Origin of the sequence: Providencia sp. TYF-12, assembly GCF_041344805.1 — a bacterium.
Classification (GTDB): domain Bacteria; phylum Pseudomonadota; class Gammaproteobacteria; order Enterobacterales; family Enterobacteriaceae; genus Providencia; species Providencia huashanensis.
In genome coordinates, this window is sequence record NZ_CP166833.1 from 2,727,316 (window position 1) to 2,751,847 (window position 24,532).

Annotated in this window: 31 protein-coding genes; 10 read left to right on the forward strand and 21 right to left on the reverse strand. The window is 36.0% G+C overall.

Annotated features, from left to right (window positions below; translation table 11 throughout):
- Positions 1 to 55: 55 nt before the first annotated feature.
- Complete coding sequence (zinT, locus tag ABE954_RS12320; protein ID WP_166686561.1) at positions 56 to 700, forward strand: metal-binding protein ZinT; 645 nt, start codon at positions 56 to 58, stop codon at positions 698 to 700.
- Between the two features lie 67 nt (positions 701 to 767).
- Here zinT and phoH read toward each other — a convergent pair whose 3' ends face one another.
- The 5 genes from phoH to ABE954_RS12345 all read right to left on the reverse strand — a co-directional run bounded on the left by phoH (position 768) and on the right by ABE954_RS12345 (position 4,515).
- Entirely contained in the window at positions 768 to 1,553 is a 786-nt protein-coding gene (gene phoH, locus ABE954_RS12325; RefSeq protein WP_131679968.1) for a phosphate starvation-inducible protein PhoH, read from the reverse strand.
- Positions 1,554 to 1,599: 46 nt separating this feature from the next.
- The gene (locus ABE954_RS12330) at positions 1,600 to 1,782 is read right to left on the reverse strand and encodes a hypothetical protein (RefSeq protein WP_042843970.1); all 183 of its coding nucleotides are present in this window, start codon (positions 1,780 to 1,782) and stop codon (positions 1,600 to 1,602) included.
- Between the two features lie 267 nt (positions 1,783 to 2,049).
- On the reverse strand, positions 2,050 to 3,000 hold the full coding sequence (locus ABE954_RS12335) for an endonuclease (protein WP_164975511.1): 951 nt from the start codon (positions 2,998 to 3,000) through the stop codon (positions 2,050 to 2,052).
- 244 nt (positions 3,001 to 3,244) lie between these two features.
- Entirely contained in the window at positions 3,245 to 3,715 is a 471-nt protein-coding gene (locus ABE954_RS12340) for a threonine/serine exporter (RefSeq protein ID WP_042843971.1), read from the reverse strand.
- Positions 3,706 to 4,515, reverse strand: a complete 810-nt coding sequence (locus ABE954_RS12345; protein WP_042843972.1) for a threonine/serine exporter ThrE family protein — start codon at positions 4,513 to 4,515, stop codon at positions 3,706 to 3,708. Before ABE954_RS12345 ends, ABE954_RS12340 begins: the two co-directional genes overlap by 10 nt.
- A gap of 196 nt (positions 4,516 to 4,711) precedes the next feature.
- Between ABE954_RS12345 and ABE954_RS12350 the strand changes: the two genes are divergently transcribed.
- Positions 4,712 to 5,350 (forward strand): TetR/AcrR family transcriptional regulator, encoded by a 639-nt coding sequence (locus ABE954_RS12350; RefSeq protein WP_042843973.1) that lies wholly within the window; start codon positions 4,712 to 4,714, stop codon positions 5,348 to 5,350.
- On the opposite strand, the gene ABE954_RS12355 is transcribed toward ABE954_RS12350, so the two are convergent.
- Positions 5,351 to 5,752, reverse strand: a complete 402-nt coding sequence (locus ABE954_RS12355) for a hypothetical protein (RefSeq protein WP_129465846.1) — start codon at positions 5,750 to 5,752, stop codon at positions 5,351 to 5,353. It lies immediately after the preceding gene.
- 238 nt (positions 5,753 to 5,990) lie between these two features.
- Between ABE954_RS12355 and ABE954_RS12360 the strand changes: the two genes are divergently transcribed.
- Positions 5,991 to 6,284 carry a DUF5339 domain-containing protein gene (locus tag ABE954_RS12360; RefSeq protein WP_166686560.1) on the forward strand — a complete coding sequence of 98 codons (294 nt, stop codon included), beginning with the start codon at positions 5,991 to 5,993 and terminating at the stop codon, positions 6,282 to 6,284.
- Between the two features lie 75 nt (positions 6,285 to 6,359).
- Here ABE954_RS12360 and ABE954_RS12365 read toward each other — a convergent pair whose 3' ends face one another.
- From ABE954_RS12365 to ABE954_RS12385, 5 genes are all read right to left on the reverse strand, one after another.
- A complete protein-coding gene (locus tag ABE954_RS12365; RefSeq protein WP_042843975.1) occupies positions 6,360 to 6,797 on the reverse strand; it encodes a universal stress protein in 438 nt (145 codons plus the stop codon).
- 171 nt (positions 6,798 to 6,968) lie between these two features.
- On the reverse strand, positions 6,969 to 7,304 hold the full coding sequence (locus tag ABE954_RS12370; protein ID WP_042843976.1) for a hypothetical protein: 336 nt from the start codon (positions 7,302 to 7,304) through the stop codon (positions 6,969 to 6,971).
- Between the two features lie 121 nt (positions 7,305 to 7,425).
- Positions 7,426 to 7,854: a universal stress protein gene (locus ABE954_RS12375; protein ID WP_042843978.1), complete on the reverse strand. Its 429-nt coding sequence runs from the start codon at positions 7,852 to 7,854 to the stop codon at positions 7,426 to 7,428.
- A gap of 111 nt (positions 7,855 to 7,965) precedes the next feature.
- Positions 7,966 to 8,403, reverse strand: a complete 438-nt coding sequence (locus tag ABE954_RS12380; protein ID WP_131679967.1) for a glyoxalase — start codon at positions 8,401 to 8,403, stop codon at positions 7,966 to 7,968.
- A 73-nt stretch (positions 8,404 to 8,476) separates the two neighbouring features.
- Positions 8,477 to 9,415 (reverse strand): Gfo/Idh/MocA family protein, encoded by a 939-nt coding sequence (locus ABE954_RS12385; protein WP_042843981.1) that lies wholly within the window; start codon positions 9,413 to 9,415, stop codon positions 8,477 to 8,479.
- A gap of 158 nt (positions 9,416 to 9,573) precedes the next feature.
- On the opposite strand from ABE954_RS12385, the gene ABE954_RS12390 reads away from it, so the two are divergent.
- Positions 9,574 to 9,759, forward strand: a complete 186-nt coding sequence (locus ABE954_RS12390; RefSeq protein WP_166686476.1) for a hypothetical protein — start codon at positions 9,574 to 9,576, stop codon at positions 9,757 to 9,759.
- On the opposite strand, the gene ABE954_RS12395 is transcribed toward ABE954_RS12390, so the two are convergent.
- Entirely contained in the window at positions 9,749 to 10,528 is a 780-nt protein-coding gene (locus ABE954_RS12395) for a YaeF family permuted papain-like enzyme (RefSeq protein WP_042843984.1), read from the reverse strand. The genes ABE954_RS12390 and ABE954_RS12395 overlap by 11 nt on opposite strands.
- A 229-nt stretch (positions 10,529 to 10,757) precedes the next feature.
- Positions 10,758 to 10,946, reverse strand: a complete 189-nt coding sequence (gene sra, locus ABE954_RS12400; RefSeq protein ID WP_048607043.1) for a stationary-phase-induced ribosome-associated protein — start codon at positions 10,944 to 10,946, stop codon at positions 10,758 to 10,760.
- Between the two features lie 306 nt (positions 10,947 to 11,252).
- On the opposite strand from sra, the gene ABE954_RS12405 reads away from it, so the two are divergent.
- Positions 11,253 to 11,897: a glutathione S-transferase family protein gene (locus ABE954_RS12405; protein ID WP_371025471.1), complete on the forward strand. Its 645-nt coding sequence runs from the start codon at positions 11,253 to 11,255 to the stop codon at positions 11,895 to 11,897.
- A 43-nt stretch (positions 11,898 to 11,940) separates the two neighbouring features.
- Here ABE954_RS12405 and ABE954_RS12410 read toward each other — a convergent pair whose 3' ends face one another.
- Complete coding sequence (locus tag ABE954_RS12410) at positions 11,941 to 12,291, reverse strand: hypothetical protein (protein ID WP_181469237.1); 351 nt, start codon at positions 12,289 to 12,291, stop codon at positions 11,941 to 11,943.
- 413 nt (positions 12,292 to 12,704) lie between these two features.
- Between ABE954_RS12410 and ABE954_RS12415 the strand changes: the two genes are divergently transcribed.
- The 3 genes from ABE954_RS12415 to catA all read left to right on the forward strand — a co-directional run bounded on the left by ABE954_RS12415 (position 12,705) and on the right by catA (position 14,800).
- Positions 12,705 to 13,400 carry an aspartate/glutamate racemase family protein gene (locus ABE954_RS12415; RefSeq protein WP_129465844.1) on the forward strand — a complete coding sequence of 232 codons (696 nt, stop codon included), beginning with the start codon at positions 12,705 to 12,707 and terminating at the stop codon, positions 13,398 to 13,400.
- A 316-nt stretch (positions 13,401 to 13,716) separates the two neighbouring features.
- A complete protein-coding gene (locus ABE954_RS12420) occupies positions 13,717 to 13,965 on the forward strand; it encodes a helix-turn-helix transcriptional regulator (protein ID WP_042843989.1) in 249 nt (82 codons plus the stop codon).
- Between the two features lie 193 nt (positions 13,966 to 14,158).
- Entirely contained in the window at positions 14,159 to 14,800 is a 642-nt protein-coding gene (catA, locus tag ABE954_RS12425; RefSeq protein ID WP_129465843.1) for a type A chloramphenicol O-acetyltransferase, read from the forward strand.
- A gap of 85 nt (positions 14,801 to 14,885) precedes the next feature.
- Here the strand turns inward: catA and ABE954_RS12430 are convergent, their stop codons facing one another.
- Positions 14,886 to 15,026, reverse strand: a complete 141-nt coding sequence (locus ABE954_RS12430) for a hypothetical protein (protein WP_164975491.1) — start codon at positions 15,024 to 15,026, stop codon at positions 14,886 to 14,888.
- Between the two features lie 282 nt (positions 15,027 to 15,308).
- Positions 15,309 to 15,545, reverse strand: coding sequence for a YgdI/YgdR family lipoprotein (locus tag ABE954_RS12435; protein WP_166686473.1), 237 nt, complete (start codon positions 15,543 to 15,545; stop codon positions 15,309 to 15,311).
- An 879-nt stretch (positions 15,546 to 16,424) separates the two neighbouring features.
- Here ABE954_RS12435 and ttcA point away from each other — a divergent pair.
- Complete coding sequence (ttcA, locus tag ABE954_RS12440; protein ID WP_042843992.1) at positions 16,425 to 17,339, forward strand: tRNA 2-thiocytidine(32) synthetase TtcA; 915 nt, start codon at positions 16,425 to 16,427, stop codon at positions 17,337 to 17,339.
- A 256-nt stretch (positions 17,340 to 17,595) separates the two neighbouring features.
- Here the strand turns inward: ttcA and zntB are convergent, their stop codons facing one another.
- Positions 17,596 to 18,579 carry a zinc transporter ZntB gene (gene zntB / locus ABE954_RS12445; protein WP_042843993.1) on the reverse strand — a complete coding sequence of 328 codons (984 nt, stop codon included), beginning with the start codon at positions 18,577 to 18,579 and terminating at the stop codon, positions 17,596 to 17,598.
- A 346-nt stretch (positions 18,580 to 18,925) separates the two neighbouring features.
- Entirely contained in the window at positions 18,926 to 20,548 is a 1,623-nt protein-coding gene (locus tag ABE954_RS12450; RefSeq protein ID WP_042843994.1) for an ABC transporter substrate-binding protein, read from the reverse strand.
- A 661-nt stretch (positions 20,549 to 21,209) separates the two neighbouring features.
- Here ABE954_RS12450 and tpx point away from each other — a divergent pair.
- Positions 21,210 to 21,713 carry a thiol peroxidase gene (gene tpx, locus ABE954_RS12455; protein WP_042843995.1) on the forward strand — a complete coding sequence of 168 codons (504 nt, stop codon included), beginning with the start codon at positions 21,210 to 21,212 and terminating at the stop codon, positions 21,711 to 21,713.
- Positions 21,714 to 21,792: 79 nt separating this feature from the next.
- Here tpx and ABE954_RS12460 read toward each other — a convergent pair whose 3' ends face one another.
- The 3 genes from ABE954_RS12460 to tyrR all read right to left on the reverse strand — a co-directional run bounded on the left by ABE954_RS12460 (position 21,793) and on the right by tyrR (position 24,380).
- The gene (locus ABE954_RS12460; RefSeq protein WP_042843996.1) at positions 21,793 to 22,167 is read right to left on the reverse strand and encodes a hypothetical protein; all 375 of its coding nucleotides are present in this window, start codon (positions 22,165 to 22,167) and stop codon (positions 21,793 to 21,795) included.
- A 219-nt stretch (positions 22,168 to 22,386) separates the two neighbouring features.
- Positions 22,387 to 22,815 (reverse strand): hypothetical protein, encoded by a 429-nt coding sequence (locus ABE954_RS12465; protein ID WP_042843997.1) that lies wholly within the window; start codon positions 22,813 to 22,815, stop codon positions 22,387 to 22,389.
- Positions 22,816 to 22,820: 5 nt separating this feature from the next.
- Complete coding sequence (gene tyrR / locus ABE954_RS12470; protein WP_042843998.1) at positions 22,821 to 24,380, reverse strand: transcriptional regulator TyrR; 1,560 nt, start codon at positions 24,378 to 24,380, stop codon at positions 22,821 to 22,823.
- Positions 24,381 to 24,532: the final 152 nt, after the last annotated feature.

Genomic DNA, 24,532 nt, shown 5'->3' on the forward strand with positions numbered 1-24,532 from the left:
ATATCCATTATTTTCTTATCCACTCGATAAAATAGGGAAAATTATTGTGTACAAAATGGCAATTCTAAAAGCGAGCTTATGCACTGTTCTTGCTGTAACCAGCTTTACTGCAATTTCTCATGGTTCACACAGTCACGCTCATCCCCAATCAGAAAAAGCACTTCAAGCTTCCAAAGGGGTTTTTGATGATGCTGATGTCAAAAATAGGTCACTGAGTGATTGGCAAGGTATTTGGGTATCCGTCAACCCATTATTATTAAATGGAAAACTTGATGAAGTGCTCGAAAATAAAGCGAAAAAAAATAAAGATAAAACCGTTGAAGAGTACCGAGAGTATTATAAAAAAGGCTATGCAACGGATGTTGATAGCATCGGTATTGAAAATGACATTATCGAATTTACCCAAAATGGTGTCGTAAATAGCTGCCACTACACATATTCTGGTTATAAAATACTGAATTACGTTTCGGGAAAAAAAGGTGTTCGCTATTTATTTGAGTGCCAAGACGCAAACTCGAAAGCACCAAAATATATTCAATTTAGCGACCATATCATTGAGCCGCAAACCTCGGGCCACTTCCATTTATATATGGGTAATGATTCGCAAGAAAAATTATTAGGGCAACTAGAAAATTGGCCAACCTACTACCCTTATACTTTAACCGATGAACAAATTGTACACGAAATGTTATATCACTAATCAACCGCTTTCAGATTAAACAAGATGCCCCGTAATTAACCACGGGGCATCAGCAATAATGACGATATTAATGGTTATAAGCCAACAATGCCTTATGACACAATTGTGACCGAACACAATCTTCAATCGTGAAATTCACCATTGAGACCATTTCATCACTACTAAAACGTTGTAATGCATCTGCCAACCCTGATGGCACATTCTCAGGTAAATCACATTGTGTGACGTCACCATTAACAATTACCGTCACATTCTCACCTAATCGGGTTAAGAACATCTTCATTTGTGTGACTGTGACATTCTGCGCTTCGTCTAAAATTACAATCGCATTTTCAAAGGTTCTACCACGCATATAGGCAAATGGCGCTATTTCCACCTTAGCAATTTCAGGACGTAAACAATATTGTAAAAAAGAGGCTCCTAACCTTTTCAGCAAAACGTCATAGACAGGACGAAAGTAAGGTGCAAATTTTTCCGACATATCCCCCGGTAAGAAACCGAGATCTTCCTCCGCTTGAAGAACAGGTCTTGTCACAATAATCTTATTGATATCTTTATGAATTAACGCGTCCGCAGCAAGTGCAGTACTTATGTAGGTTTTCCCACACCCCGCTTCACCATTAGCAAAAACTAATTGCTTATGCTTAATGGAATTAATATAGAGCTTTTGAGCGTCATTTCTTGGCAAGATAGGAGATTCATCACGACGTTCTTTTGCCATACCAATAGGCTCAATGCCTGTAAATTCAGCAAAAGACGCAACATTATTCATATCAAACCGACCAGAACGGTCTTTACGTGATGAACGTTTCATTTCACGACGTGCCTTTGTTGCAGCTTTCTGTCTACTCATAGTATTAACCCTTCCAGGTATCAGTGATGTCAATTCAAATGACGGACTATTCAAAACAGAGAGGAGCTCCCTTCAAGCTCATAGTTAATGGTGGAACTTGTGCTTGGCGATATAATTTCATTTCAGAAAAGTCACCAATAAAAAAACCGGTTACCAATCTCACCATGACAGTTCCATGATGGAGTGGTAACCGGTTTTGCATACACCTAAATAAACAATTATTTCCCATTAGTTTCTCCTGTGACAGCGATACCTTTAAACTAATGAATCTGTATGACATTAATATGACAAACTGCAACATTTTTTGAAACCCGATGAGCTCATGTTTTTGCTACAGTTTTTTATTTACATTAAATATAGCGTTATTTTTTTTCGAAAAGCAACATTTTTCTAACATTTTTTAATGGTTTTGTGATAAAAAAACATTTGGTGTCATAGCTAAAAAATAAAATAAGCTAATCAAATAATTACCTAGTTAGGTGAAATAAACATATCGTCAACGTGGTTTACAATTTCCCGCTAATATAAAACCAGCTGCTTTAGCCTCGGCCTCTGTTGCAAACATTTTAGCATTTTTATCTGCGGTGGTTTTAAAGCCTGAACAGTGTGAAAAATGGTATTTTTTTGAGTTAATGTTGCCTTTGATTTCATAGGATTCAGGTCTATTTGTCACTCGTTGCTGATTGTGACTATAAGTGGATGATGACGGTTGTGAAACACGCAACCCTTCCCCTGTATTTTTATGATTTAAACGCCATTTTTTTTCCCCTGTCACAAATGGATTATGATGCCCCATGACTTTTGCTATTCGCTCATCTCGTTGCATTTCCCACTGACTAGGCGGATATTTTTCATCCCAAGCCATTAATAATTGTTGCTGTTGGCGTGACATCGATAAATTATAACGGTCATGCATATAAAAATAGACACGAGCAACTTGGCCTTTGACTTCATTACGGGGCTCAAATACCCTCTGTGCAAAGTCTACACGGCTCTGGCACATTCCATACGGATAAGCTACATCATTGCCCAATTGCCCAAAACGGTAATTGCTTCGGTCACCATTAACTTCCCCTATGGATGGAGCCAAATTATGCAAATCAGCCTCCATCATCCCAAATACTGGGTCAGTTGAAACACAATTTTTTCTGCCGCCTTTTTGCCAACATTGTCGTTGATGCCCAAAGACCCACGCCGGAACAATATGCTCCCATTCAATTCGTTGAGCACGTGTTTGCTGTTTACGCACTTGGTAGCCGCAGGAGGCTAAATCAACTTGTCCACCGCTTTTGCCAGACCATTCCCACTGACAACCACAATATAGGGTCCCTTCGCCCTGTTTATTTTGGTCTTTATACACCTGATTTTTACTGAGAACTTTAGCTTCTGTAAACGAATTTGGTGATGAAAATGCAGGAATGGAAAAAAGAATAATTATAAAAGGAATAAAACGTTTAACGTATTTAAATACACTGGATTGTTTCAAAATAGCACCGATGACTAGAATAGCAGCAAAAAATAAGAATAAGGTGATAGGATTAACGCTAACACCTTAAAGTATATAAGAAAATATACATCTATTCTAATCAAATAAAAACACAAATGGTATCAGGAGTCACTCAATTTTATCTATTAAAACCATGATGAGAATTTATGCAAAGTTAGTAGAAACTGTTACTTTTAATTTATCATTAAACACTCGGCCTTTTGCGGTAAAGCCATAAGCCAGGTAACGAGATACCAATAGATAATGCCCCAACGATAAAAGATGCTTTGAGAAAATTAGTGACTAAAACCTCAATTAACTCAGGGTTATAACCAAATTGAGAGATTTTCACGACCGAAATCATCGCAATATAAGCACTAATTCCCGGAAACATCGGTATCACCGCAGCGACAGTAAAAACCTTAGGGTGTGCTAACCACCAGCGAGACCACTGAATACCAATCACCCCAACGAGTATAGCGGATACAAAACTGGCCCATTCTATTTGTAAACCAAATTCAATTAATACAATTCTAGAGCCATAACCAATCGCGCCTAATAATGCACAATATTTTAATGCTCTAGCAGGAACATTAAATACCATAGCAAAACCTACCGCAGGGATTGCAGCTAACGCCATCTTTTCAGCTAATTCAAGTAGAAAACTTATGCCCATTCTCTTAAATCCCATATTGTCATAGCAACTACCACACCAATACATGTCGCTAATGTCAGCAAACTTGCCATGGTCCAACGTGCAACCCCTGTATTGACATGCCCTTTGAACATATCAGCAACCGCATTGATCAACGGAAAACCAGGCACTAACAGCAATACGCTTGCTGCCATCGAGATGGTTTCTGTAACCGCCAAATATGGGATCTTCAACAATAGGCCTGAAACGGAGGTGGCAACAAACGCAGTCATACAGAAATTAATCAACGGGTTCATTTGGTGAGACGTTAAGACTTGGCGAATATACATCGCACATCCACTGGCTATAAATGTAATCAATGCACTTTCCCAGCCCCCGCCATTTAAGGTACTAAAACAAGCACAAGATAATGCCACCATGAATACCATTAACCATCGGGGGTAACGTAACGGTTTAATTAACGACAGTTTTTTCTGCAATTGTTTACTGTCTAATAAATGATGCTCTACAAGGATCACCGCATGTTGAACCTCAGTAACAACATGCATGTTAATCCCACGATCAATAATACGACGAGTGGATGTTAAACAACGCCCATCAATAATTGTGGTCAATACCAGTGAATTCGATGAAATTGCACTATCAACCTGACTTGCCCCAAGAGCAATACCAACACGTGTCGTAAGTTGTTCAACTAACATACTTTCGGCACCATGCTGTAAGAGAAGTAAACCACACTCGATACACAGCCTGGTTATTTCTCTCTGCTTATTAATTGATTCATTCTCGCTGACGTTTTGCTCTGTTGCACACCCTACCATCTCGTCCCCCCTAATGACATCCATTCAGATATCGACTTAAACATGTTAACCTCTAAAATATCATAGAGCTAAACATACGTTGAATTTATGATCTCTTTCAGGTAAAAGCGCGAATAAGGTGACTTGATTCAAACTATTTTGGTAAAATTGATAACATTATTTTGTTGTTGAGTAAAAAGGGGAAGATTAATCATTTATGAATAACCCATTAGTGGCTAAAACCCCAAAAGGGAAACGCCGTAATCAAGCATTAATCACTGCCGCTGCTGATATTTTTCTTCAGTATGGTTTTGAAGGGGCGACTTTGGATATGATTATTGAGCGGGCGGGTGGTTCTCGTTCTACCCTGTACAAAAACTTTGGTGATAAAGAAGGGTTATTTGCAGCCGTGGTTGCCGCTATGATAGATGACATCTTTATTGAGCCAAATGAAAAAGCTCCAAAACTCGATACCATTGAAATGGTTTTATCATTTTACGGTTCCCGCTTTCTCTTGAATGTCCTTAAGCCACAATCCATTGGTTTATATCGGCTAATTCTTGGCGAATATAACCGATTCCCCGAAATCAGTCAGGCCTTTTTTGAACAAGGCCCTGTAAAAAGCTACCGTTCACTCACACAAAAACTCAGTCAATTACCTGATGTTAAAGTGGATGAAACAACACTCCTAAGTATTTCTTCCCGTTTCCTAGAAATGTTAAAAGCGGATGTATTCATTACAACTTTTTGTGTCGCTGATTTCAAACCTAGCGATGAATTTATTGAACAACAAATCACCCTTTCTGTTGATATCATTGCCAGCTATATACGCAAAATAAGTTCCACTGCAATATAACTAAATTAAAGCTAACTCAGCTTGCTCTTTGGCTGTTTTAACATCAACGGCTAACAAAACTTCAGGACCATACAATTCTGATAACATAGGTGCCATACGTTCTTTTTCTTCTTTATCGCTGCCATCTGGTTGCAACGTCACAACCATGGCACGGCAATGTTGTTCCATAGGTTCTTTTGCATATTTTAGCCAACGGCGTACATATTTCATCCCTTCCATATCTTCCCTCGATGGTTTTTCTTGCACGGCAATTGGCGGATAAACCAACACAAATTGCTCTCTTCTCGCTAATAGTAAATCCATTTCCTCTACCCATAAGCGTGTTTCATCCATTGATGTAGGAAAGGTATTCATTACACAGACAGGCCAGTTCTCTGTGCTGACTATAATTTTATTTGCCATAGTTATTCTCTCATACCAATAAAGTGTACTTGAATGTACACTTTTTCACTGCACTAAGTCAAGAATGATTATCATTTCTATTTTGCAAAATATGCTATAACGCCAAGTTATGGAAAGGAATAGTCTTAATATGTATGTAATTTTTATATCTTAAAAACATTAGCAACCTTTGAGTGGTGCGTTTTTTTATATGGAATGTTATCCTGATTATATTATGACTTTTAAAAGCGAAATTATGATGAAAAGAACTCTTCCGTTAATCTGTAGTCTATTTGTGGCTCTAACCGCTTTTAATGCAAGTGCAGGGCCAACATGTGATACCTATTTTAAAGAAATGAATGATCTGGTTAAACAAGCAGAAGAACAATACAAAGACGAAGCTAATGCGGGAGAGCAAATTGCCTTAATGAAATCCCAATTAGAAGAGGCGAAAAAGGCATTAGCAAGCTACCCCGATGATGCCCAAGAGCAAGCCTGTAGCCAAGCCCTTAAAGCTATTGAACAAGCGAAAGAAGCGGTCAAAACGAAGTAGTTTCGTTCATGTATATCACCTAAAAAAATACAGCCTAAAATTAGGCTGTATTTTTATTCTTACTTGCAATTCTTTCTAGCGAACAACAAGTACTGATATTTTAGCGTAAGAAACAATACCTGAAGCATTAGAACCTAATAAATGGGTTGAAATACTCGGATTACGAGAACCGATTACAATTAAATCAGCATTAATACTTTCAGCTTCTGATAACACTTTATCTCTTGGTGAACCAAATTCAACCTTATAAGTGATTTTGTCTGAAGGGTAATCAATTTTTTCAATAATTTCTTTTAATTGCTCTTCAGAACGTTCTACTGCTTTTTTAGCGAAAGAAGACAGTAAATCATAATGATAGCTATAGCTCATAGAGAACCTTGAAACATCAGGTACTGAGTGAAATAAGTGAATTGTCGCATTAGTCATTTTAGCCAAGTAAACAGCATGTTTTAATGCGTTATCTGTTAGTACATCTTCAGATATATCCACGGGAACCAAAATTGTCTTATACATATGATGCCCTCTTTAATTGTGTTTATCCTCTTTTAAACCGTATTTTAGTTAATTTTTACGATTTAATCGTTAGGAAGTGCGGGTGAATATTTACTATTTCATCGATAAAAGTATAGTATTTCTATTGTAAAAAAGCTGTGAACTTCCCTAACATTACGACAAAAAATAGACCTATTCCTCTAAATGCCATTTATGCAAAATACGATGAATAAAGGGTGTTACAATCAAGCCAATACTGATAATAAAAACACTTTGTAGAAATAAACCATAAATAGCAATAAAAAAGCGACCAGCACGCGTAATCGGTGCAGGCTCTATTGGTTGCCCACTTAGCATTGATAATGCATTTAGCATTGACTCAATCAGTGAGTGACCTTCTATACAATAGAAACCGATAATACCGGGCAATAACCCGAGGAAAAACACCAAAAGCGATAACAAATAAAAACGCAAAACTCGAAGCAAGAAATACTCAATACGTAATAATTCTTTTGAAAATTTTTCCATAGGGATTCAAAAATTCCTTACTATAAATAAAATAGATTCTAAACTTTACCCACTAAATTTATAACTAAAGAAATCCTATTTAGAAAGAACCTACATTTATAGGTAGGTTCTTATCTGTAAATTAACGAACAACAAGCACTGAAGTTTCTGCGTAACGAACAATACCCGCAGCTGTAGAGCCTAAAAGATGAGTCGTGATATTCGGGCGGCGTGAACCAATGACAATAATATCAGCATTGATATCCTTTGCAGTATTAATCACTTCATCACGAGGGGAACCAAATGTAATGGTGTAGCTAACATGATCATGAGGTAGATCTATAGAATCCATTAGCATTTTCATATCCTCTTCTGCTTTAACTGTTGCACGGTCTTTTATTTCCATGTAACCCAAAGCATAGGCATTAATAATTGCAGATGATATAGGCAAAACGTGAATAAGATGAATGTTAGCACCCGATTGTTTTGCAAGATTGACAGCATGACGAACCGCTTTACTGGTTAATTCATCTTCAGTTAAATCAATAGGGACCAGAATCGTTTTATACATAACCCCTCCACAAAATAGTTAAAATTAAGATTTACCATAAAATTATAAACAATTAGCTAAGAATGTCTCTCATTCACAAAGATAAATGAGATCTCTAGCGATAATTTAAAGCTATTCTCTTAACCAAGGTGTAACTGTTAATCCAATAAGAATACCTTCAGGACTTAACAAACGAGTTACCGTTTGTCCCCAAGGCTCAATTTGATTAGAGACTAATAATTTATAGCCATGTTCGAGGCAAGTTTGAGTGATTTTATCAATATCTGAAACTTCAAATTCCATCCAACTTTGGGGGATAGGAATTTCAACTGGCCATTGTCGTTCTTTAAAACAAGACAATGCTGCTTGCTCAATCGGCCAAAGTGCAAAATGTTTAGTTCCATTGAGAGCATCTTGCTCACAAGTCAAATACTGACTCCCCTCTTCTATTGGTTTTAAGGGCAGTTTTAGTACATCCAAATAAAAATGCTGACTCATTGAGTGATCAACAACAATGGGGCCAAAACCCGCAATAAATAACACCTCTGAACTATTTGTTAAGTTTAGCATATGGGGATCTCACTATCATGGCTGCTGAAATAAAAAATGATAATCGACTTTATATTTAACTCTAACTATTTAATTAAGTATTCGCCATTTGCTTTGATTCTAAAATCATTTTTTCAACCAGCCTTTGAGCCATAATCGCCTGCTCACCACTGATCAATGGTTGAGACTGGTTTGAAACCGAGTCAATAAAGTGACGAATTGCCCCATCGAAACCACGTTGTAGTAAGGTTGAATCCCAACTTCCGGGATTTGCCTCATGAATACCAGTGCCGTCTTCACTTCGCCAATGATTCATATTGGTTATTTGGTGTATGCTATCTTCTGCCACAGCAATCAGTTTCTCTTGTTGGCTCCCAGCTTTTCGATGCATAGATGTCGTTAGCCAACATAGCCCTGCTTGTATATGGTGTTCCGCGTAAAAAAGTTCACCTTGTGATGTTGCTTGAATATTTCCACTGATTAATTTCGCCTCTGAGTCAGCCCCCGCCATCCAAATTACGGTGTCGACCACATGCAAGTAATCATCTAATAATGTGAACCTAACATCTTTTGGTCCAACACTGTTCGTTCGATGTTTTTCCATACGAAGTGAAGAAATATTTTGTAAGTCATATTTTAAAGCCATGTAGAAAGGTGAAAACCGGCGATTAAAACCAACCATTAACCCTTTCTGTCGAAGGTCTGCTAATTCAATTAATTGCTCAGACTGTTCAATCTGCTCAGTTAATGGTTTATCGACATAAACATGCACATTTAAATCTAATAACCTTTTTATGACCTCATAGTGGCTTGCAGTAGCACTATGTACAAAAACCGCATCACACTGCTGAGCGAGAGAATCAAGACGACTAAATAGCTCTATTCGATATCTGTCACAAACTAATCTGGCTTTCGATTGATTCGGCGAAAATGCGCCTATTAATTCCCAATTATCTTCCTTGGTTAAGATGGGTAAGTACGCCTTTTGCGCAATTGAGCCTAAACCTACGACACCAATTTTTAGTTTTCTCATACTGAATACACTCTTTAGTCGATTATCTAGGCTGAAATAATCGCATTAAACGATTTTTTTTAAACAAAATTATTAGTAAAAATACAAAAAAAACAGCTTAATTAGCATTAACTAGTTGTTTTTCATGCATAAATAAAATAAATCAGTAGAAATAAAGAATGAGTAGCAATACAAAAAAAGGGGTTGATTTATTAAATGAGAATGGTTATCTTTTACCTCGTGAATACTTGAGTAAATTACTCAAGTTTATCACAAACGACATTGCTCACATTGCTTCCAGTTTAGCAGGCCAACTTAATACGTTGGCCTTTTTTTTGTTTGTAAAACAATGCGCTATTTTTTAAAGATAGCGTTACTGAAGCTCCACGATTTCAAATGGCCAACATAAACTAAGCGCTGAGTTGGCATAAACGTTGGCACATCCCCTGTACGCATATGTAATATATCTGCTGGGGTTATCCATGATGAATTTCCTTCAAATAAAGGAATACCTGCATATTTGTATGCATCAATAACGAACTGAGAACAAAAGAAACCATTTGCTTGGTCTACGTCATCACCTAACTGGACTTTAGCTAACGTCTGTAGACAAAAATTGCGTATTGTTTCACCAATTAATGGTAGTTCACATATTCTTTTTGTCACCATCCAAGGGGCTATCATCACAATACCTTTATAATTATATTTACGCCCATCATTACGCATCGAAAATTCACGTAATTTATCTGCGTGTAGTGATGTAAGACCCGACTGTCGCAATACCACCATATTATTCGAATCCCTTACGGCTTGGTTCAATGAAATAACTCTCACACCACTGCCAACAGATTCAGCAACCTCACCAAGTCCCAAATAAATAGATGCATGACTTACACCACTAATACTAAATAGCCTAATTCCCCACGAGTTTAACCCTGTCGCTGAAGACAAAAGAATATCGCCAGGCAACATGTCGGAAACAGCAAGTGGTTCAACGGAATCTTTAATAGGAATAGTATTGGCATGTTGGATACTGAATTTTAAACGATTTGTTTTTTCATCTGATTTAAATTGAGTAGAACACCCTGTTAAAAACATATAACACAAAAACAACAACCAACAGTAAGATTTCATCCAAAAGCGCCTAATCGTAATCATTATTTTTCATTTTATACAATGGATGGAATCTTAACGTTTAATTATATTTCTGACTACAATTATTGTTATAAAAAATCATATTCAGCTAAATATGATTAATTTATTTCGTATTAAAAATAGGATAAGAAATGAGTTTTTTATTAAAAACTAAGTGAAGAGTGTTATTTTAACCCCCTAGAGGGTACTAGAGGGTTAAAAATAATAATTAACCGACTACATATTCAGGGTAAAAAACGGTAATTGAATGATATGTTTTCTTTTCTGTTGCTTTGTTTTTTTGGACTGCTACAGCAATATTATCTTTAGAACCAATAGACACTCGAATATTCTTCTTAGAACGGCTCAATTTGTAAGGCATACCTAATAAACGACGTGCGCTATTATTACTAACCATTATCGACTCCTTAAACTACTAAATTAAAATTCATTAAAAAAATGAATATCAACAAATATAGTCATCGTTGACCACAAAGGTTTTTTTTGTTTTGTATCAATAACAAAACCAACTACAACTCAATTAGTATACCATTAATATAAATATATATAATCCAGTTATTCTTATTAGTTTACACCCGCAACTACAGCTGAGTTTTATTTCAATCACCGTAGGCGGGGTTATCGCAATAACTATAAAAATACAATTGCATAACATAACTATCTATGTTATTTGAATATTGTTATTTTTAAGGGGCTAGATAAAATGTTAAAGATATTAGGTCGAACATCCTCAATTAATGTTCGTAAAGTGTTATGGACAGCACACGAACTGAACCTTGAATTTATTCATGAAGACCAATGGGGAAATACAGAATCTCTAAAACAACTAAACTACTTAAAACTAAACCCTAATGCACTCATTCCAGTATTAATTCATGACCAAGGAGCATTATGGGAAAGCAATACAATATGTCGCTATTTAGCAGCAACAACCCAACATGAAAATATATTACCAACAGACCCTCTTGCTAGAGCCGAAGTTGAAAAATGGATGGATTGGCAAAGCGCTGAACTAAACCCTGCTTGGCGAGCCGCTTTCATGGCCCTAATTAGAAGAGACCCCTTCTATTTACAACACTATGAGCTAGTAGAATCCAGTATTGTTTTATGGAACGAAAAGATGCTAATACTGGATTCTGTTTTAGCACAAAATAAGACCACAAAAAACCACTACGACTACCTATGCGGGGAGTATTTTACCCTAGCAGATATTGTTGTAACACTGTCTATTCAGCGTTGGCTACTAACACCTTTAAATCGGCTGAACACTCCATTTTTAATCGATTATTATCATAGAATGATAAACCGCCCAGCAGCATTAAAATGTATCGACCCAAGCACCGCCTAGCATTGCCTTATAACAAGCTACTGACAGCAATAAATACAAATAGCTACGATAACGACTCTAACGGAGATGCTGGGCTAGAACATTTGTCATGCCAAATTTGGTTGACCTGTTCTGGCAACAGTATTTCATGACCGCCATCAACAAATGGAATGGAAATATCCATTCGACCTTCATCATTCGTATACGCTTTAACGATAAAACGTTTAAATCCGTCAGGCTTATCATTTTTATACCGATAAACTTCCCCACATACATAACCAACCTTACCTTTATCGGCAGTATAACGAGCGAAGTGATATTCTATATTTCTAAACTCAGCGGCTTGCGGGTATGCCAAAACATCATTAACATTCTTTTTGACTTGCTCAACTAAACTTAATTGGGTTGGCTTCATATATAGTGCCCCTAATAGAAAAGCAGCACCAAAAATAAGTATCGCAATGATTATTTTAAAAAAATTCATTTGATGGTCGCCATTACCTTACCAATATTATGCATGTGATTTCATTTATGATAATAACTGTATATCATTTAAAATCCATCTTTAAAACGTAAATATTGTTAACTTAGCTCATTTTATTTGATTTTTATTACATCAACAGCCAAAGACCATGCAATAAGTAATGTTTAAATGAAATTAATACCATACATAAGCCAAATATAAAAACAGATTAAACTTAGGTTTAAGACCATGCATATTTTTATATAAGTAAAAAACAGTCATCTTTATAATGCTATCGCATTGTGATTATTGATAAAATATTAGTATAGTTAAAACTAAAACTGTCAGTTATACGGAGCCCCACGATGAAAACAATTGGACTTATTGGTGGTATGAGCTGGGAATCTACTCTGCTTTATTATCAACAACTTAATGAAGGCATTAAACAACATTTAGGTGGCTTACATTCTGCAAAAATTATTTTATATAGTGTAGATTTCGCCGAGATAGAACACTACCAAGCCAATGGTCAATGGGATTTGGCAGCTCAATGCTTAGCTGAGGCAGGGAATCGTTTAAAGCTTGCAGGCGCTGATTTCCTTGTTCTATGTACGAATACAATGCATAAAGTTGCCACGGCAATTGAAATGGAAACTAACCTCCCTCTACTACATATTGCTGATGCAACAGGTGAGCGGATAGTACAATATGGTTTAAAAAAAATAGGGTTACTGGGAACTTCGTTTACTATGGAGCAACCTTTCTATAAAGATAGGCTAACAAATAAATTTAATTTAGACGTATTAACGCCTAATCTTGATGATAGAAAAATTATTCATGAGATTATTTATAATGAGCTTTGTTTAGGGAAAATAAACCAAGCATCAAAAAAAGAATACCAACGGGTTATGTCATCATTAGTACAACAAGGAGCCGAAGGGATTATTTTCGGATGTACTGAAATTACATTATTAGTTAATGAAAAAGATACCACAGCCAAAGTATTTGATACGACAGCTATCCATGCTCAAAAAGCGGTGGAAATCGCATTATCTATTTGATTATCAGGGTAACAATAGATACTGCCTTCAATACCATTAGAAGGTAGTATCTACTAATTAAATCTAATCTATTCAGCATGCTTATTAGTGTAATAAGCATAATTTATCATTCATCATGATACATCCTACTAATTTCAAACATATAGCACATATAAAATATCATTAAATTTTGATAGCTAAACTATTCAAATTAAATTAGTTTAAATTAACATTGCTTATTAATAACTTTAATCTTTCATTTTACAGATTATTACCCATTGAATATTAATTTTCATCTACGATAATCACTAAAAAACTCACTGAAAAAATGGCTATTATGAAGAAAAACAAAGTTGGTAACATCGTATTAGGTAATTTTATTAAGGAAAAACGTCTAGAAAGTCAATTAACGACAAAGCAAGTAGCAGAACTGATTTCTGTTTCTGAACGCGTCTATATAAAATATGAGGATGGTTCCCTATCTATATTTATAGACCACCTTGTATTACTTTCTAAGATATTCAAGGTTGATCTTAAGGTGCTGTTTGATATTTATATTGATGCAGAACCATCTTCTAAATTATAGTATTACCTTTATGACTGTACACTAAGGACGCTCTTATTTAGATTATGTCACATTTAACTCGACAAGATGTAACTATTCAGTAAAATATTAATCTATTATAACCATTATACAGGGGGCTATCATAATGTTACCAAAAGCAGAAAAACTCCCCTTCTAATAAAAAATTTCCATTTATTATTAGAAGGGTTTAAAAGTGAATTACATAAAATTTAACGTTGATACATGGCAACGTAAAGAGCACTTCCATGTATACGACCAACTTATAAACTGTGGTTTTAGTTTAACAACGAAGATAAATATCACCAATTTAAAAAAGCAAATAGATTCAACAAATTATAGTTTTTACCCAGTTATTATTTATTTGCTATCACAAGTGGCAAATACCTATGATGAGTTTAAATTAGCCAAAAAAAATGGTGAGCTCATTTTATGGGATAAAATTAACCCAAGCTTTACAATTTTCCACCAAGAAACTGAAACATTTTCTGCTTTATGGTGCGAGTATTCTGATGATATTTGCCAATTTATGGAGAATTATCATCAACAGTTGATATTGTACAAAGATAACCCCAAATTATCTCCTCAGCCAATACAAGCTGACAATCTCTTTTATATATCATCTTTGCCATGGGTAGAATTTGATAGCTTTAATTTGAATATCTCTGATATAACAAAAAATTTCGCCCCAATTTTTACTATAGGGAAATTTTACAGTGAGAACGATACATTATTACTTCCACTAGCAGTACAAGTACATCATGCTGTCTGTGATGGTTTTCATGTTGGTAGGTTTCTCATGAGATTACAAAAACTGTGTGATGAATTCACTATTTAGTTCTATTTAACCAGTCAGAAGGAAGTTAAACCTTCCTTCTTTCCAGATAAACACAGGCGATAACTATTAATATAGTGCAGAATTTTTACCCTATAAATAGCCAACTGATAAATACCACATCACCTATAGCCCCACTTTGAACGATATATTCTACTGGGGTGACCACCATTTTTATGGTATTTGCTATAGTATATGAAATCAACTCCATCGGGTTTATTGTAGGCATGTTTCCTCCATTTTTATCTAGGTTAATCACTTGTTTATTAGTATTCAATCAGATAAAAACTATAAATTTTTCTATTCCATTTTTACTTAACCACACCAACTTCTATCTTAGTTGTACCATCATATCCCTTCTAGCGACATTATTGTACTTTGGAGGTTTCAATTACCTATCCGAACAAATAAAAAACCTCTACATAAAGAGGTTTTTTATCACATCAATGACCTAGCTAAAGTACATCGATGAATGCGATTAAATTAACACCAAAACAATATATGAACTTAATTAATTTTGTAACTCATTCATATTTTTTATTTGGTCTCTGTTTATCTGCTCAATCTCACCCGTTTCAGCATTTTTATAGGAAACCAGTCCTGTTTCGCTATCCACTTCAGGTTTTCCATCTGAAATAATAGCTCGGCCGTCAACAGTCTCTATTTTTTGATTTGATGAACACCCTGCGATACCCATCACTGATATAGAGGCGAATATAAAAATGGTAAATAACTTTTTAATTTTCATATCTATCTCCTAATTCAGTTAATAACAACACCTACATATATTAAATATAATATATAAGTCGAAACTTTCAAGTAAATAGATTAAAGTATCAATATTAAAATTAGGTTTATCAACTTTTTATTTACCAGAAAAAATACCGCAACTAATTGATAAATAACAAAAAAACAAAATCAAAAACAATCATAAACTTACACTATTACTCATTATATTTACAAATATAACGGTAACTTTATAAAAAACAAAATTAATCACCAAATTAAAATCATAATATTAATCACGCGTTATTAATTAAAACTACAGGGCATTTTTTGTCACCTCTCTATAAAAATAGAAATATTAATAGCGGTATATTTAATAACTCAAATCTAATATAAGCTAATTTGGACTCTGTTTACATAACTCAAATATTTTTAGAAAAAATCGCTCATTTAATATAATGAACTCAAAAAATTAAACAAAGTTAACTAGCTGTACGATAGTATTAACCCTACATTTTTAGCTCTACCATTTTAGATTGGACTTCGACTCATCAATTAGAGCTTACCCATTATTTTTCAAGTTAATGTACCTTCTCAAGTTGCTTGCCAAACTATCACACTAGTCAAGAAGCAAGACACATAATAAAGCTTTTTTACTAATTAGTATCGAAAGCCCCCAACCATCTGCTATCATTACAGGCTAAGAAATTTCTATGCTAGGAATGTTTTTTAGTTTTGTGTCTGTTAGCTATTTATTTCTAATCTTGGGACTTGGTTTTTTTGATTTTTTCAGGCAAAAATAACCGAAAAGTGACACCCAACCATGAACATCACAAAGCTAAAAAACAATTAATTTACAGCTAATTGCGTAACAACCAGCAACAATGAAGAACAATTTAGAATGACAAACAATAAAGAACAATACAACTTAAACAAGCTGCAAAAAAGGATCCGCCGTGATGTCGGCCAAGCGATCGCTGATTTCAATATGATTGAAGATGGTGACCGGATAATGGTTTGTTTATCCGGTGGCAAGGACAGTTATACCTTACTTTCCATTCTACAAAGCTTGCAAAAAAGTGCACCAATCCAATTTTCATTGGTGGCTGTAAACTTAGACCAAAAGCAACCGGGTTTTCCTGAACATATTTTACCCGCCTATCTTGACAACCTTGGCGTTGAATACAAAATTGTTGAAGAAAATACCTATGGCATTGTTAAAGAAAAAATTCCGGAAGGCAAAACAACCTGCTCCCTATGCTCCCGTTTACGTCGTGGGATCTTATACCGCACAGCCACAGAATTAGGCGCGACAAAAATAGCGCTTGGTCATCATCGTGATGATATTTTGCAAACCATGTTCTTAAATATGTTTTACGGTGGTAAATTAAAGGGTATGCCACCTAAACTAATGAGCGATGACGGAAAACATATCGTTATTCGCCCTCTGGCTTATTGCCGTGAAAAAGACATTGAGCGTTTCGCACAAGCTAAACAATTTCCCATCATTCCTTGTAACCTTTGCGGTTCACAGCCAAACCTGCAACGGCAAGTGATCAAAGAAATGTTACGTGATTGGGATAAACGCTACCCTGGTAGAATTGAAACCATGTTCCGTGCCACCCAAAATGTTGTTCCATCTCATTTATGTGATACCGAGCTTTTTGATTTCAAAAATATTTCTCACGGCGATGACATCATCGATGGTGGAGATTTAGCATTTGATCGAGAAGAAATCCCACTGCAAGCTTTTACTGATGAAGATGATACCCCAGATTTTATTACACAACGTCTTGATATCGTAGAAGTGAAATAATTAACCTATAGCCTCCATAACGGAGGTTATTTTTTGTCGGATTTTAAGCAAAAAAAAGCCGATGTAATCAACATCGGCATTACAGTGGTCAATTATTCTGTATAAGAACTCAATATGAGAAAAACTACAATTATGGAGCACAACGTTCATCGCTCAACGTTGCATTCACCTGCAGGACTTATACTGCCCTAAAACCCCATTGGTTTTATTGATTTATCTCAAACTAGGTTGGGTTATAAATAATAAGTCATCAATTTTAGAGCCAACGGCTTTTTCTCAACCACCATAAGACCGTTCCAATTAAGATCGCCAATAAAACACAAAAGGCGCTAAAAGCAAAACGGAACTCATTTCCTGGTATCCCGCCTAAATTAACACCAAACAACCCTGTCAAAAAAGTAGTGGGTAAAAATATCATCGCCATTAATGACATTGTATAGATACGACGATTCATCATCTCTGTCATCATATTAGTTATCTCATCAGAAATAATCGCGGTACGAGCAATAAAACCATCGAGATCTTCAATACAGCGCCCTAATCTATCTGATATTTCTTGAATTCGACGACGGTCGGTATCATCTAACCACAGTAATTTTTCAGTCGTTAAACGTGAAAACATATCCCGCTGAGGAGCCATGTAACGGCGAACTACAATGATCTGCTTGCGAAGTAAAGCAAGCTCCCCTCTTTCCGGAATTTGGCCATTTAATATAAAATCTTCCATATCAATTAGGCGTTCATGCAGAGAATCAGTAAAATCACTTATTTCATCCGTAATCGAATCAGCAACCTCAACTAACCAATCCCCCGTACTTTGTGCGCCCACGCTTTGTTTTAAATCATCGATAACAGGATCAAGTGAATTAACTTTTCGGTGGCGGCTTGAAATTATCATCCGGTTGTTAATGAATACACGAAAAGCAATTAACTGCTCAGGGCGCTGACCGACATTAGTATTTAAGGTTTGCAGTGTTAATAAAATACCATCACCAACCCGGATCAACCGCCAACGACCAGAATGACCTGATAGCGCTGATTTTACTTGGTCATTAAATAAACCCGATTGTTGGATCCAATTAAAACTTTGTGGGTCTTTATAATCGTAATGAAGCCAAAATGGCGATTGCTGACTGGCACTCGCATTAACATCAAGTGGCAGCAGCCCACCGTCCCCATTTAACTGAAACGCATGTACAGGATTTGAGTTTTGAAATAATGAACCATAAATCAGCCCCATGCAATTTCTCCCTTTTATTAACAATATGTTATTTTTAATCGAATAAATGAAGTATTGCAATTATTTCAAGGCGATGTTTGAAATCAAAAGCGCAGAACAATAAAAACCCATAGAAGACAAATAGACCATGATAAATAGTAAAATATCGCCATTTTTGCTAAAAAAAGACACATCGTTGACACAAACGAGCAATAAAATAACTTATAAATTTTTTATTATAAAAAGGTAGTGTTTATTCCTTTTTGGTCCTCCTTCCCTTTCTCCAGAGGAAGGAGTTTTTTTAGATACTAACTTAAAAAATTAGCCTATACCTAGTACAGGCTAAGTAAATATTTAATATGTTACGTTAGTGTTTTATGATATAAAAACTATGGCTATAGGCCACATCCTCTGGGTTTTCAATCGGATACCCCTTTAACCAAGGCTTAATTAAACGTGCATTAGTATATTGATAGATAGGAGCAATAGGTGCCTCTTTAGCAATAATTTTTTCCGCGTTATTATAATATTGGTTACGTAATCGCTCATTGGTCTCAATACTGGCGGACCCCATAACGTCATCATATTGCTGGCTATTAAACTTTGGAATATTGCCACTATGTTGTGATGTTAATAAAGACAAAAATGTCGACGGCTCATTAAAATCCCCAATCCATGATGCCCTGATAACATCAAAGTTCCCAGTATTACGGCTATCAATATATGTTTTCCACTCCTGATTAACTAACTTAACTTCAGCACCTAATTTTTTCTTCCACATAGAAGCAATAGCAATGGCTATTTTTTGATGGTTTTCTGAACTATTATACAATAATGTTAATTTCAACGGGCGATTTGTACCAAACCCAGCTTCTTGCAACAAAACTTTCGCTTGCTGGTCTAATTCTTTTTGCGAGTAGCTGTTATATAAGCCTTTCTCTGGTTTAAACCCGTCAGTAACATCTGGAGTAAAATAATAAGCCGGCTTTTCTCCTGTCCCTAATACCTTGCTCGCAATTAATTGGCGGTCAATCGCCATAGACAACGCTTTTCTGACCCTAACATCACTCGTTGGCGCACGTTGTGTATTAAAAGCGTAATAATAAGTCCCTAATTGATCTGGTGTAAAAACCTCATTAGGAATATCCCTTAACAATTTTTGATAGCGTTGCTTGGGGAATGATTCTGTAATGTCTAAATCCCCAGCTAGATAACGGTTTGTTGCATGAGATTCTTGATTAATAGGTACAAAAGTCACCTTAGTAACCACCGTATTTTTATGATCCCAATAATTTGTATTTGGCGTTAAAACAATTTTTTCATTTACAACACGGTCAGATAATACAAATGCACCATTACCAACGAGATTTCCTACTTTTATCCAATTAGCACCAAATTTCTCAACGGTTTCGCGATGTACTGGAAATAAACTAAAATTAGCAGTAAGAGATGGAAAATACGGGACTGGTTTATTTAACACAATTTTTAACGTGTGTTGATCAACTGCCTCCACACCAAGTTGCTCGACAGGCAATTTCCCATCAATAATATCTTGTGCATTGTTGATACCAGCTAATGCAGCAAACCAAGCAAAAGGGGACGTCGTATTAGGCGAAACAAGCCGTTGCCAGCTATAAACAAAATCTTGTGCTGTCACCGGTTCACCATTAGACCAGCGTGCATCAGGACGAAGATTAAATATCCAAACTCGGTTATCCGATGTACTCCAATTAAGCGCAGTTCCAGGAATAGGTTTGCCATGCTTATCTTGGTTAACTAGACCTTCAAAAAGATCTCGCATGACTTGTGCTTCTGTTAACCCTACGGATTTCACTGGGTCCAAAGAAGCTGGTTCATCTTTAAGGTGGCGAGTCACTTCCTGATTTTCAGCTAAAACAGTCCCCGCAGGAATAACTGCACTAATAGCAGGTGTAGTAAAAAAAACTGAAGCAAATAAAATAGTTAAAGGTGTGAATGGACGTTTATGCATTTTATTTTCTATCTGGTTAATATGTAAATTTAACTAAAAATCAGATTTAGCTAAGTGATTTGAATAGAGACAGAGTATGAACAATATTAATCTGTTGAGCCCCCTCTTTATTCACAATTTTTCCTTTATGCAGCATATGCTTTGAGCTTTAAAAAATCCATATCCTAGGTTTTCTTTAGCGTATTGTAAGCTTAAATAGATCTGAGCCTTGGAGCGCGTCGCTATCCCAAAATTTTATGAGTCGCTGCGTCCAATAAAATAACATTAAAGATCATGATATTTTATCCTATAAATTATAGGTTGCTAAAGAAATGGATACAGGCTAACGAGCTTTTGTTACACTCAACAGAGTACTTTGAAAAAGGTATGATAAAAAATGTGGGCATTAACAAGGCTTAACAGTTATATAATCATCCGACGTGATACCTTAATAAGAAACTTAATTTATCGTTATGTCGCCGTGTTAATGAGTCACTTGCCCCACACACAACTTAAGGTATACAGTAAGTCAATGTAGGCAGCAGTATAAATTTTGGTCATTAATAGAGTATAAAACTCAACACTGTGTCACTTTATCTATGAAAGCCTTTAATCGCGAAGACTTTTCTTTAAAAAACAGATTAAGTAACCAGTGACTCAATTTATAAACGGGAGAATATTCATGTCGCAAACAGTTAAACTAAAAGGCAATGATGTTGCAGTTAATGGCGTATTTTTACAAGCAGGAACAAAAGCAAAGCCTTTTACCCTTGTTACGAAAGATCTCAGTGAAGCAACTTTAGAAACGTATGCAGGCAAACGTAAAATCTTAAATATTTTTCCAAGTGTTGATACCGGTGTTTGTGCGGCATCAGTTCGCAAGTTCAATCAACTGGCTAGTGCTTTAGATAACACAGTGGTTCTATGCATTTCAGCCGATTTACCATTTGCACAAGCTCGTTTTTGTGGTGCAGAAGGTATAGACAATGTTGTTATGCTATCCGCTTTTCGTAGTGATTCTTTCGCTGATGATTATGGTGTTGCTCTCGCAAGTGGCCCTTTAAAAGGCCTCACCGCTCGCTCTGTTGTCGTTTTAGATGAAAATGACAATGTTATTTATAGTCAACTAGTACCAGAAATCACTGAAGAACCTGACTATGACGATGCTTTAAACAGTTTAAAATAAGTGATTTAATATTATTTAGGTCACCACCAAGCGGGAAGGTTTATTTCCCGCTTTCACCTTGCTGCAACAAAATATCAAGTCAATCAACATGTGCCCAATAGAGTGGGTGATGGTTCTTCGCATTAACGACATTCGCAAACAATTTATTACCGCTCATGAGTGAAATCAATGTGTGCGATAACGTGCTTAATACTTTTAATGCTTGCTCCTGTGTCACAGGGCAACACGATGTCAAAATATCGATAATTAAATCGCGGGGTTTATAACCATTTTTTACTAAGGCTTCCCACGTAAAACGGTTTTTTTTGGTTAAATATTTCACAGCCGCTTTATTCATTAAATACAATTCAGCAGCCGATGCCGCAGACTCAAACATATCATTTTTATAATGAGACTGACTCATGTATTCACGCAACTTAAGGTTTACAACAAAATTAATGGTGAATTGATCCATGGCGACTCCTTGTAGGCTTTAACCTATTGAATGAGATTAGGTACCCATAAACAGCTGCTATATTTATTATATAGCAGGAAAAATCACCAATTAGCAATAGTATTAGTCGGGTTTTGCCCGTTTGAAATCTAAATATGAGTGGTTAAACAGAAAAATAAGCATTCAGCAAGACAAGCGCGTTTTATCGCCTCCCCGCCGAATGGTTAATAAAGAAATGAATTAATCAAGGTGTTTAGTAATTTCTAGCGATGTCCCATCACTATTTTGCCTAAATTGTAAGTGAGTTTCCCCACCTTCGAATTCCTGTTCAATTTTTAAGTTCTGACCACCATTCCAACGGTAGCGAATAGCAACACACCCTTCAGATGGACATGGCATATCCATATCTGTTTTTATCATTAGCTTTTTAGTTAAGAATTGTTGCCCATCAACCAACCCTACTCGGTAGTGTTGATAGGCTTCTAGGATTGAATCACCCGTAAAATAGCATTTAGTCAACGCACCATTTTCATAGATTTCATCCATAGTTTGCACAGTATCTTGGCAATATTGGTTTAGCTCATTATTTGGTATCGATGTTTCCGCCATCATTGGTGTACTCACTCCAACCAATATTGCAGCTAATATGAATGTTAATCTTTTACTCATTGTATTTAATCTTGCTCTTTTTTGGTATTGAGGCCATATTCTCTCAGCTTATTGGCAATTGCTGTATGAGAAATATCCAAACGTTTTGCTAATTTGCGCGTACTTGGATAATCACGGTATAAACGTGACAACACAGAAGCTTCATAACGCTTCGTTATTTCATCTAGAGAACCATTAAGTGAATCTAACGCCAGAGCAGGTGTGTTCGCAACAGTTGGCAGTTGGACGTTATCTGCATCTAAAATATGGCCATCTAATTGCGTTAAACTTTGATAAAGTGCATTTCTTAACTGCCTTACATTGCCCGGCCAGTCATAACTTCCCAAATACTCAATTAATGAAGGCGTTAATTTAGGTTCAGCCATATGTAATTCTTTCGAGAAACTCGCAACAAATGCTTTAGTCAACGGTAAAATATCTTCTTTGCGTTCACGTAATGGCGGTATAGCTAGTGTTAACACATTTAAACGGTAGTAAAGGTCTTCCCTAAATTTCTTCTCTGCGACTAGCTGAGGTAAATTTTTCTGCGTAGCGCAAATCACGCGAACATTCACTTTCACTTCCCGCTCTTCGCCAACACGCCTGAATGTCCCATCATTTAGAAAACGTAATAATTTAATTTGCATTTGAGGCGACATTTCTGCAATTTCATCAAGTAAAACAGTGCCACCATTTGCTTGTTCAAAAAAACCTTTTTTACCTTCAACTGCATTTGGATACGCCCCTGCGGCATAACCAAATAATTCACTTTCCACCACATCATCAGGCATCGAAGCACAATTTAACCCTAAGAAAGGTTCTTTCCCCCTCGCGCTATGTAAATGGCAAGCTTTCGCTAAAATATCTTTCCCTGTTCCTGTTTCACCCACAAGTAACAAGGGTTCATCAAGCATCGCTATACGTTTTGCCCGTTCAACCACATTTACCATCACAGGGCTAACAGCAATAATTTGTTCAAAGCCGCTTTTATCAATTTCAACCACTTGTTTACGCTGTTGGTCTAAAATTTCAGCCGATTTCAGCAATAACACTGCACCTGTACAATGGGATTTACCATTTTCATCAGCCAAGATAATTGGCGTGACTTGCATTAAATAGTCTCGGCCTTTAATAACGACTTTTTCTGTATAAGGCTCTGGTGATTCACGTTCAAACCAACGCAATAAACCTTGGCTACCAACGAGTTGAGAAAATGTTTTCTCACGAATCTTGGTTTCATCGTAGCCAAATAACTGTAATGTCATTGGGTTAACCAATTCGATATTTAATTTATTATCAATAGACAAAACGGGCTCTGGAAATGAATTTAATAACGCCCAAACAGCTTTATGCTCTCGTTCTGAAGGCATAAAGTAAATTCGACGTACATCAATGACACCATTAATACGGCGAATCTCTGCCATCAATGTACTAAATACCTGAAAATCTACAGGTGTGAAGTTAAGGTAAATTTTACGTTGTGGTGAAATCTCAATCCCTTTCAAGTCAATATTTTGCAGGACTAAAAGATCAAGTAATTCACGTGTTAAACCGATTCGGTCTTGGCAGGTCACTTCGAGGCGCATGGATAGAAACCTTTATCAGAAAAGTCGATTGAATAAAGGTATTTTAGCGTTAAATACTAGGGGAATACAGTGTTTGTGTCACATATTGTTGACAGTCTGTAATGTTAACGTGAATACTCAGACAATATCACTATTTTAGGCTTTTTTTTGTG

Coding starts and splice junctions, on each gene's coding strand:
- zinT (WP_166686561.1), top strand. CDS start 56: ATGGCAATTCTAAAAGCGAGCTTATGCACTGTTCTTGCTGTAACCAGC.
- phoH (WP_131679968.1), bottom strand. CDS start 1,553: ATGAGTAGACAGAAAGCTGCAACAAAGGCACGTCGTGAAATGAAACGT.
- ABE954_RS12330 (WP_042843970.1), bottom strand. CDS start 1,782: ATGGGAAATAATTGTTTATTTAGGTGTATGCAAAACCGGTTACCACTC.
- ABE954_RS12340 (WP_042843971.1), bottom strand. CDS start 3,715: ATGGGCATAAGTTTTCTACTTGAATTAGCTGAAAAGATGGCGTTAGCT.
- ABE954_RS12345 (WP_042843972.1), bottom strand. CDS start 4,515: ATGGTAGGGTGTGCAACAGAGCAAAACGTCAGCGAGAATGAATCAATT.
- ABE954_RS12350 (WP_042843973.1), top strand. CDS start 4,712: ATGAATAACCCATTAGTGGCTAAAACCCCAAAAGGGAAACGCCGTAAT.
- ABE954_RS12355 (WP_129465846.1), bottom strand. CDS start 5,752: ATGGCAAATAAAATTATAGTCAGCACAGAGAACTGGCCTGTCTGTGTA.
- ABE954_RS12360 (WP_166686560.1), top strand. CDS start 5,991: ATGAAAAGAACTCTTCCGTTAATCTGTAGTCTATTTGTGGCTCTAACC.
- ABE954_RS12365 (WP_042843975.1), bottom strand. CDS start 6,797: ATGTATAAGACAATTTTGGTTCCCGTGGATATATCTGAAGATGTACTA.
- ABE954_RS12370 (WP_042843976.1), bottom strand. CDS start 7,304: ATGGAAAAATTTTCAAAAGAATTATTACGTATTGAGTATTTCTTGCTT.
- ABE954_RS12375 (WP_042843978.1), bottom strand. CDS start 7,854: ATGTATAAAACGATTCTGGTCCCTATTGATTTAACTGAAGATGAATTA.
- ABE954_RS12380 (WP_131679967.1), bottom strand. CDS start 8,403: ATGCTAAACTTAACAAATAGTTCAGAGGTGTTATTTATTGCGGGTTTT.
- ABE954_RS12385 (WP_042843981.1), bottom strand. CDS start 9,415: ATGAGAAAACTAAAAATTGGTGTCGTAGGTTTAGGCTCAATTGCGCAA.
- ABE954_RS12390 (WP_166686476.1), top strand. CDS start 9,574: ATGAGTAGCAATACAAAAAAAGGGGTTGATTTATTAAATGAGAATGGT.
- ABE954_RS12395 (WP_042843984.1), bottom strand. CDS start 10,528: ATGAAATCTTACTGTTGGTTGTTGTTTTTGTGTTATATGTTTTTAACA.
- sra (WP_048607043.1), bottom strand. CDS start 10,946: ATGGTTAGTAATAATAGCGCACGTCGTTTATTAGGTATGCCTTACAAA.
- ABE954_RS12405 (WP_371025471.1), top strand. CDS start 11,253: ATGTTAAAGATATTAGGTCGAACATCCTCAATTAATGTTCGTAAAGTG.
- ABE954_RS12410 (WP_181469237.1), bottom strand. CDS start 12,291: ATGAAGCCAACCCAATTAAGTTTAGTTGAGCAAGTCAAAAAGAATGTT.
- ABE954_RS12415 (WP_129465844.1), top strand. CDS start 12,705: ATGAAAACAATTGGACTTATTGGTGGTATGAGCTGGGAATCTACTCTG.
- ABE954_RS12420 (WP_042843989.1), top strand. CDS start 13,717: ATGAAGAAAAACAAAGTTGGTAACATCGTATTAGGTAATTTTATTAAG.
- ABE954_RS12430 (WP_164975491.1), bottom strand. CDS start 15,026: ATGCCTACAATAAACCCGATGGAGTTGATTTCATATACTATAGCAAAT.
- ABE954_RS12435 (WP_166686473.1), bottom strand. CDS start 15,545: ATGAAAATTAAAAAGTTATTTACCATTTTTATATTCGCCTCTATATCA.
- ttcA (WP_042843992.1), top strand. CDS start 16,425: ATGACAAACAATAAAGAACAATACAACTTAAACAAGCTGCAAAAAAGG.
- zntB (WP_042843993.1), bottom strand. CDS start 18,579: ATGGGGCTGATTTATGGTTCATTATTTCAAAACTCAAATCCTGTACAT.
- ABE954_RS12450 (WP_042843994.1), bottom strand. CDS start 20,548: ATGCATAAACGTCCATTCACACCTTTAACTATTTTATTTGCTTCAGTT.
- tpx (WP_042843995.1), top strand. CDS start 21,210: ATGTCGCAAACAGTTAAACTAAAAGGCAATGATGTTGCAGTTAATGGC.
- ABE954_RS12460 (WP_042843996.1), bottom strand. CDS start 22,167: ATGGATCAATTCACCATTAATTTTGTTGTAAACCTTAAGTTGCGTGAA.
- ABE954_RS12465 (WP_042843997.1), bottom strand. CDS start 22,815: ATGAGTAAAAGATTAACATTCATATTAGCTGCAATATTGGTTGGAGTG.
- tyrR (WP_042843998.1), bottom strand. CDS start 24,380: ATGCGCCTCGAAGTGACCTGCCAAGACCGAATCGGTTTAACACGTGAA.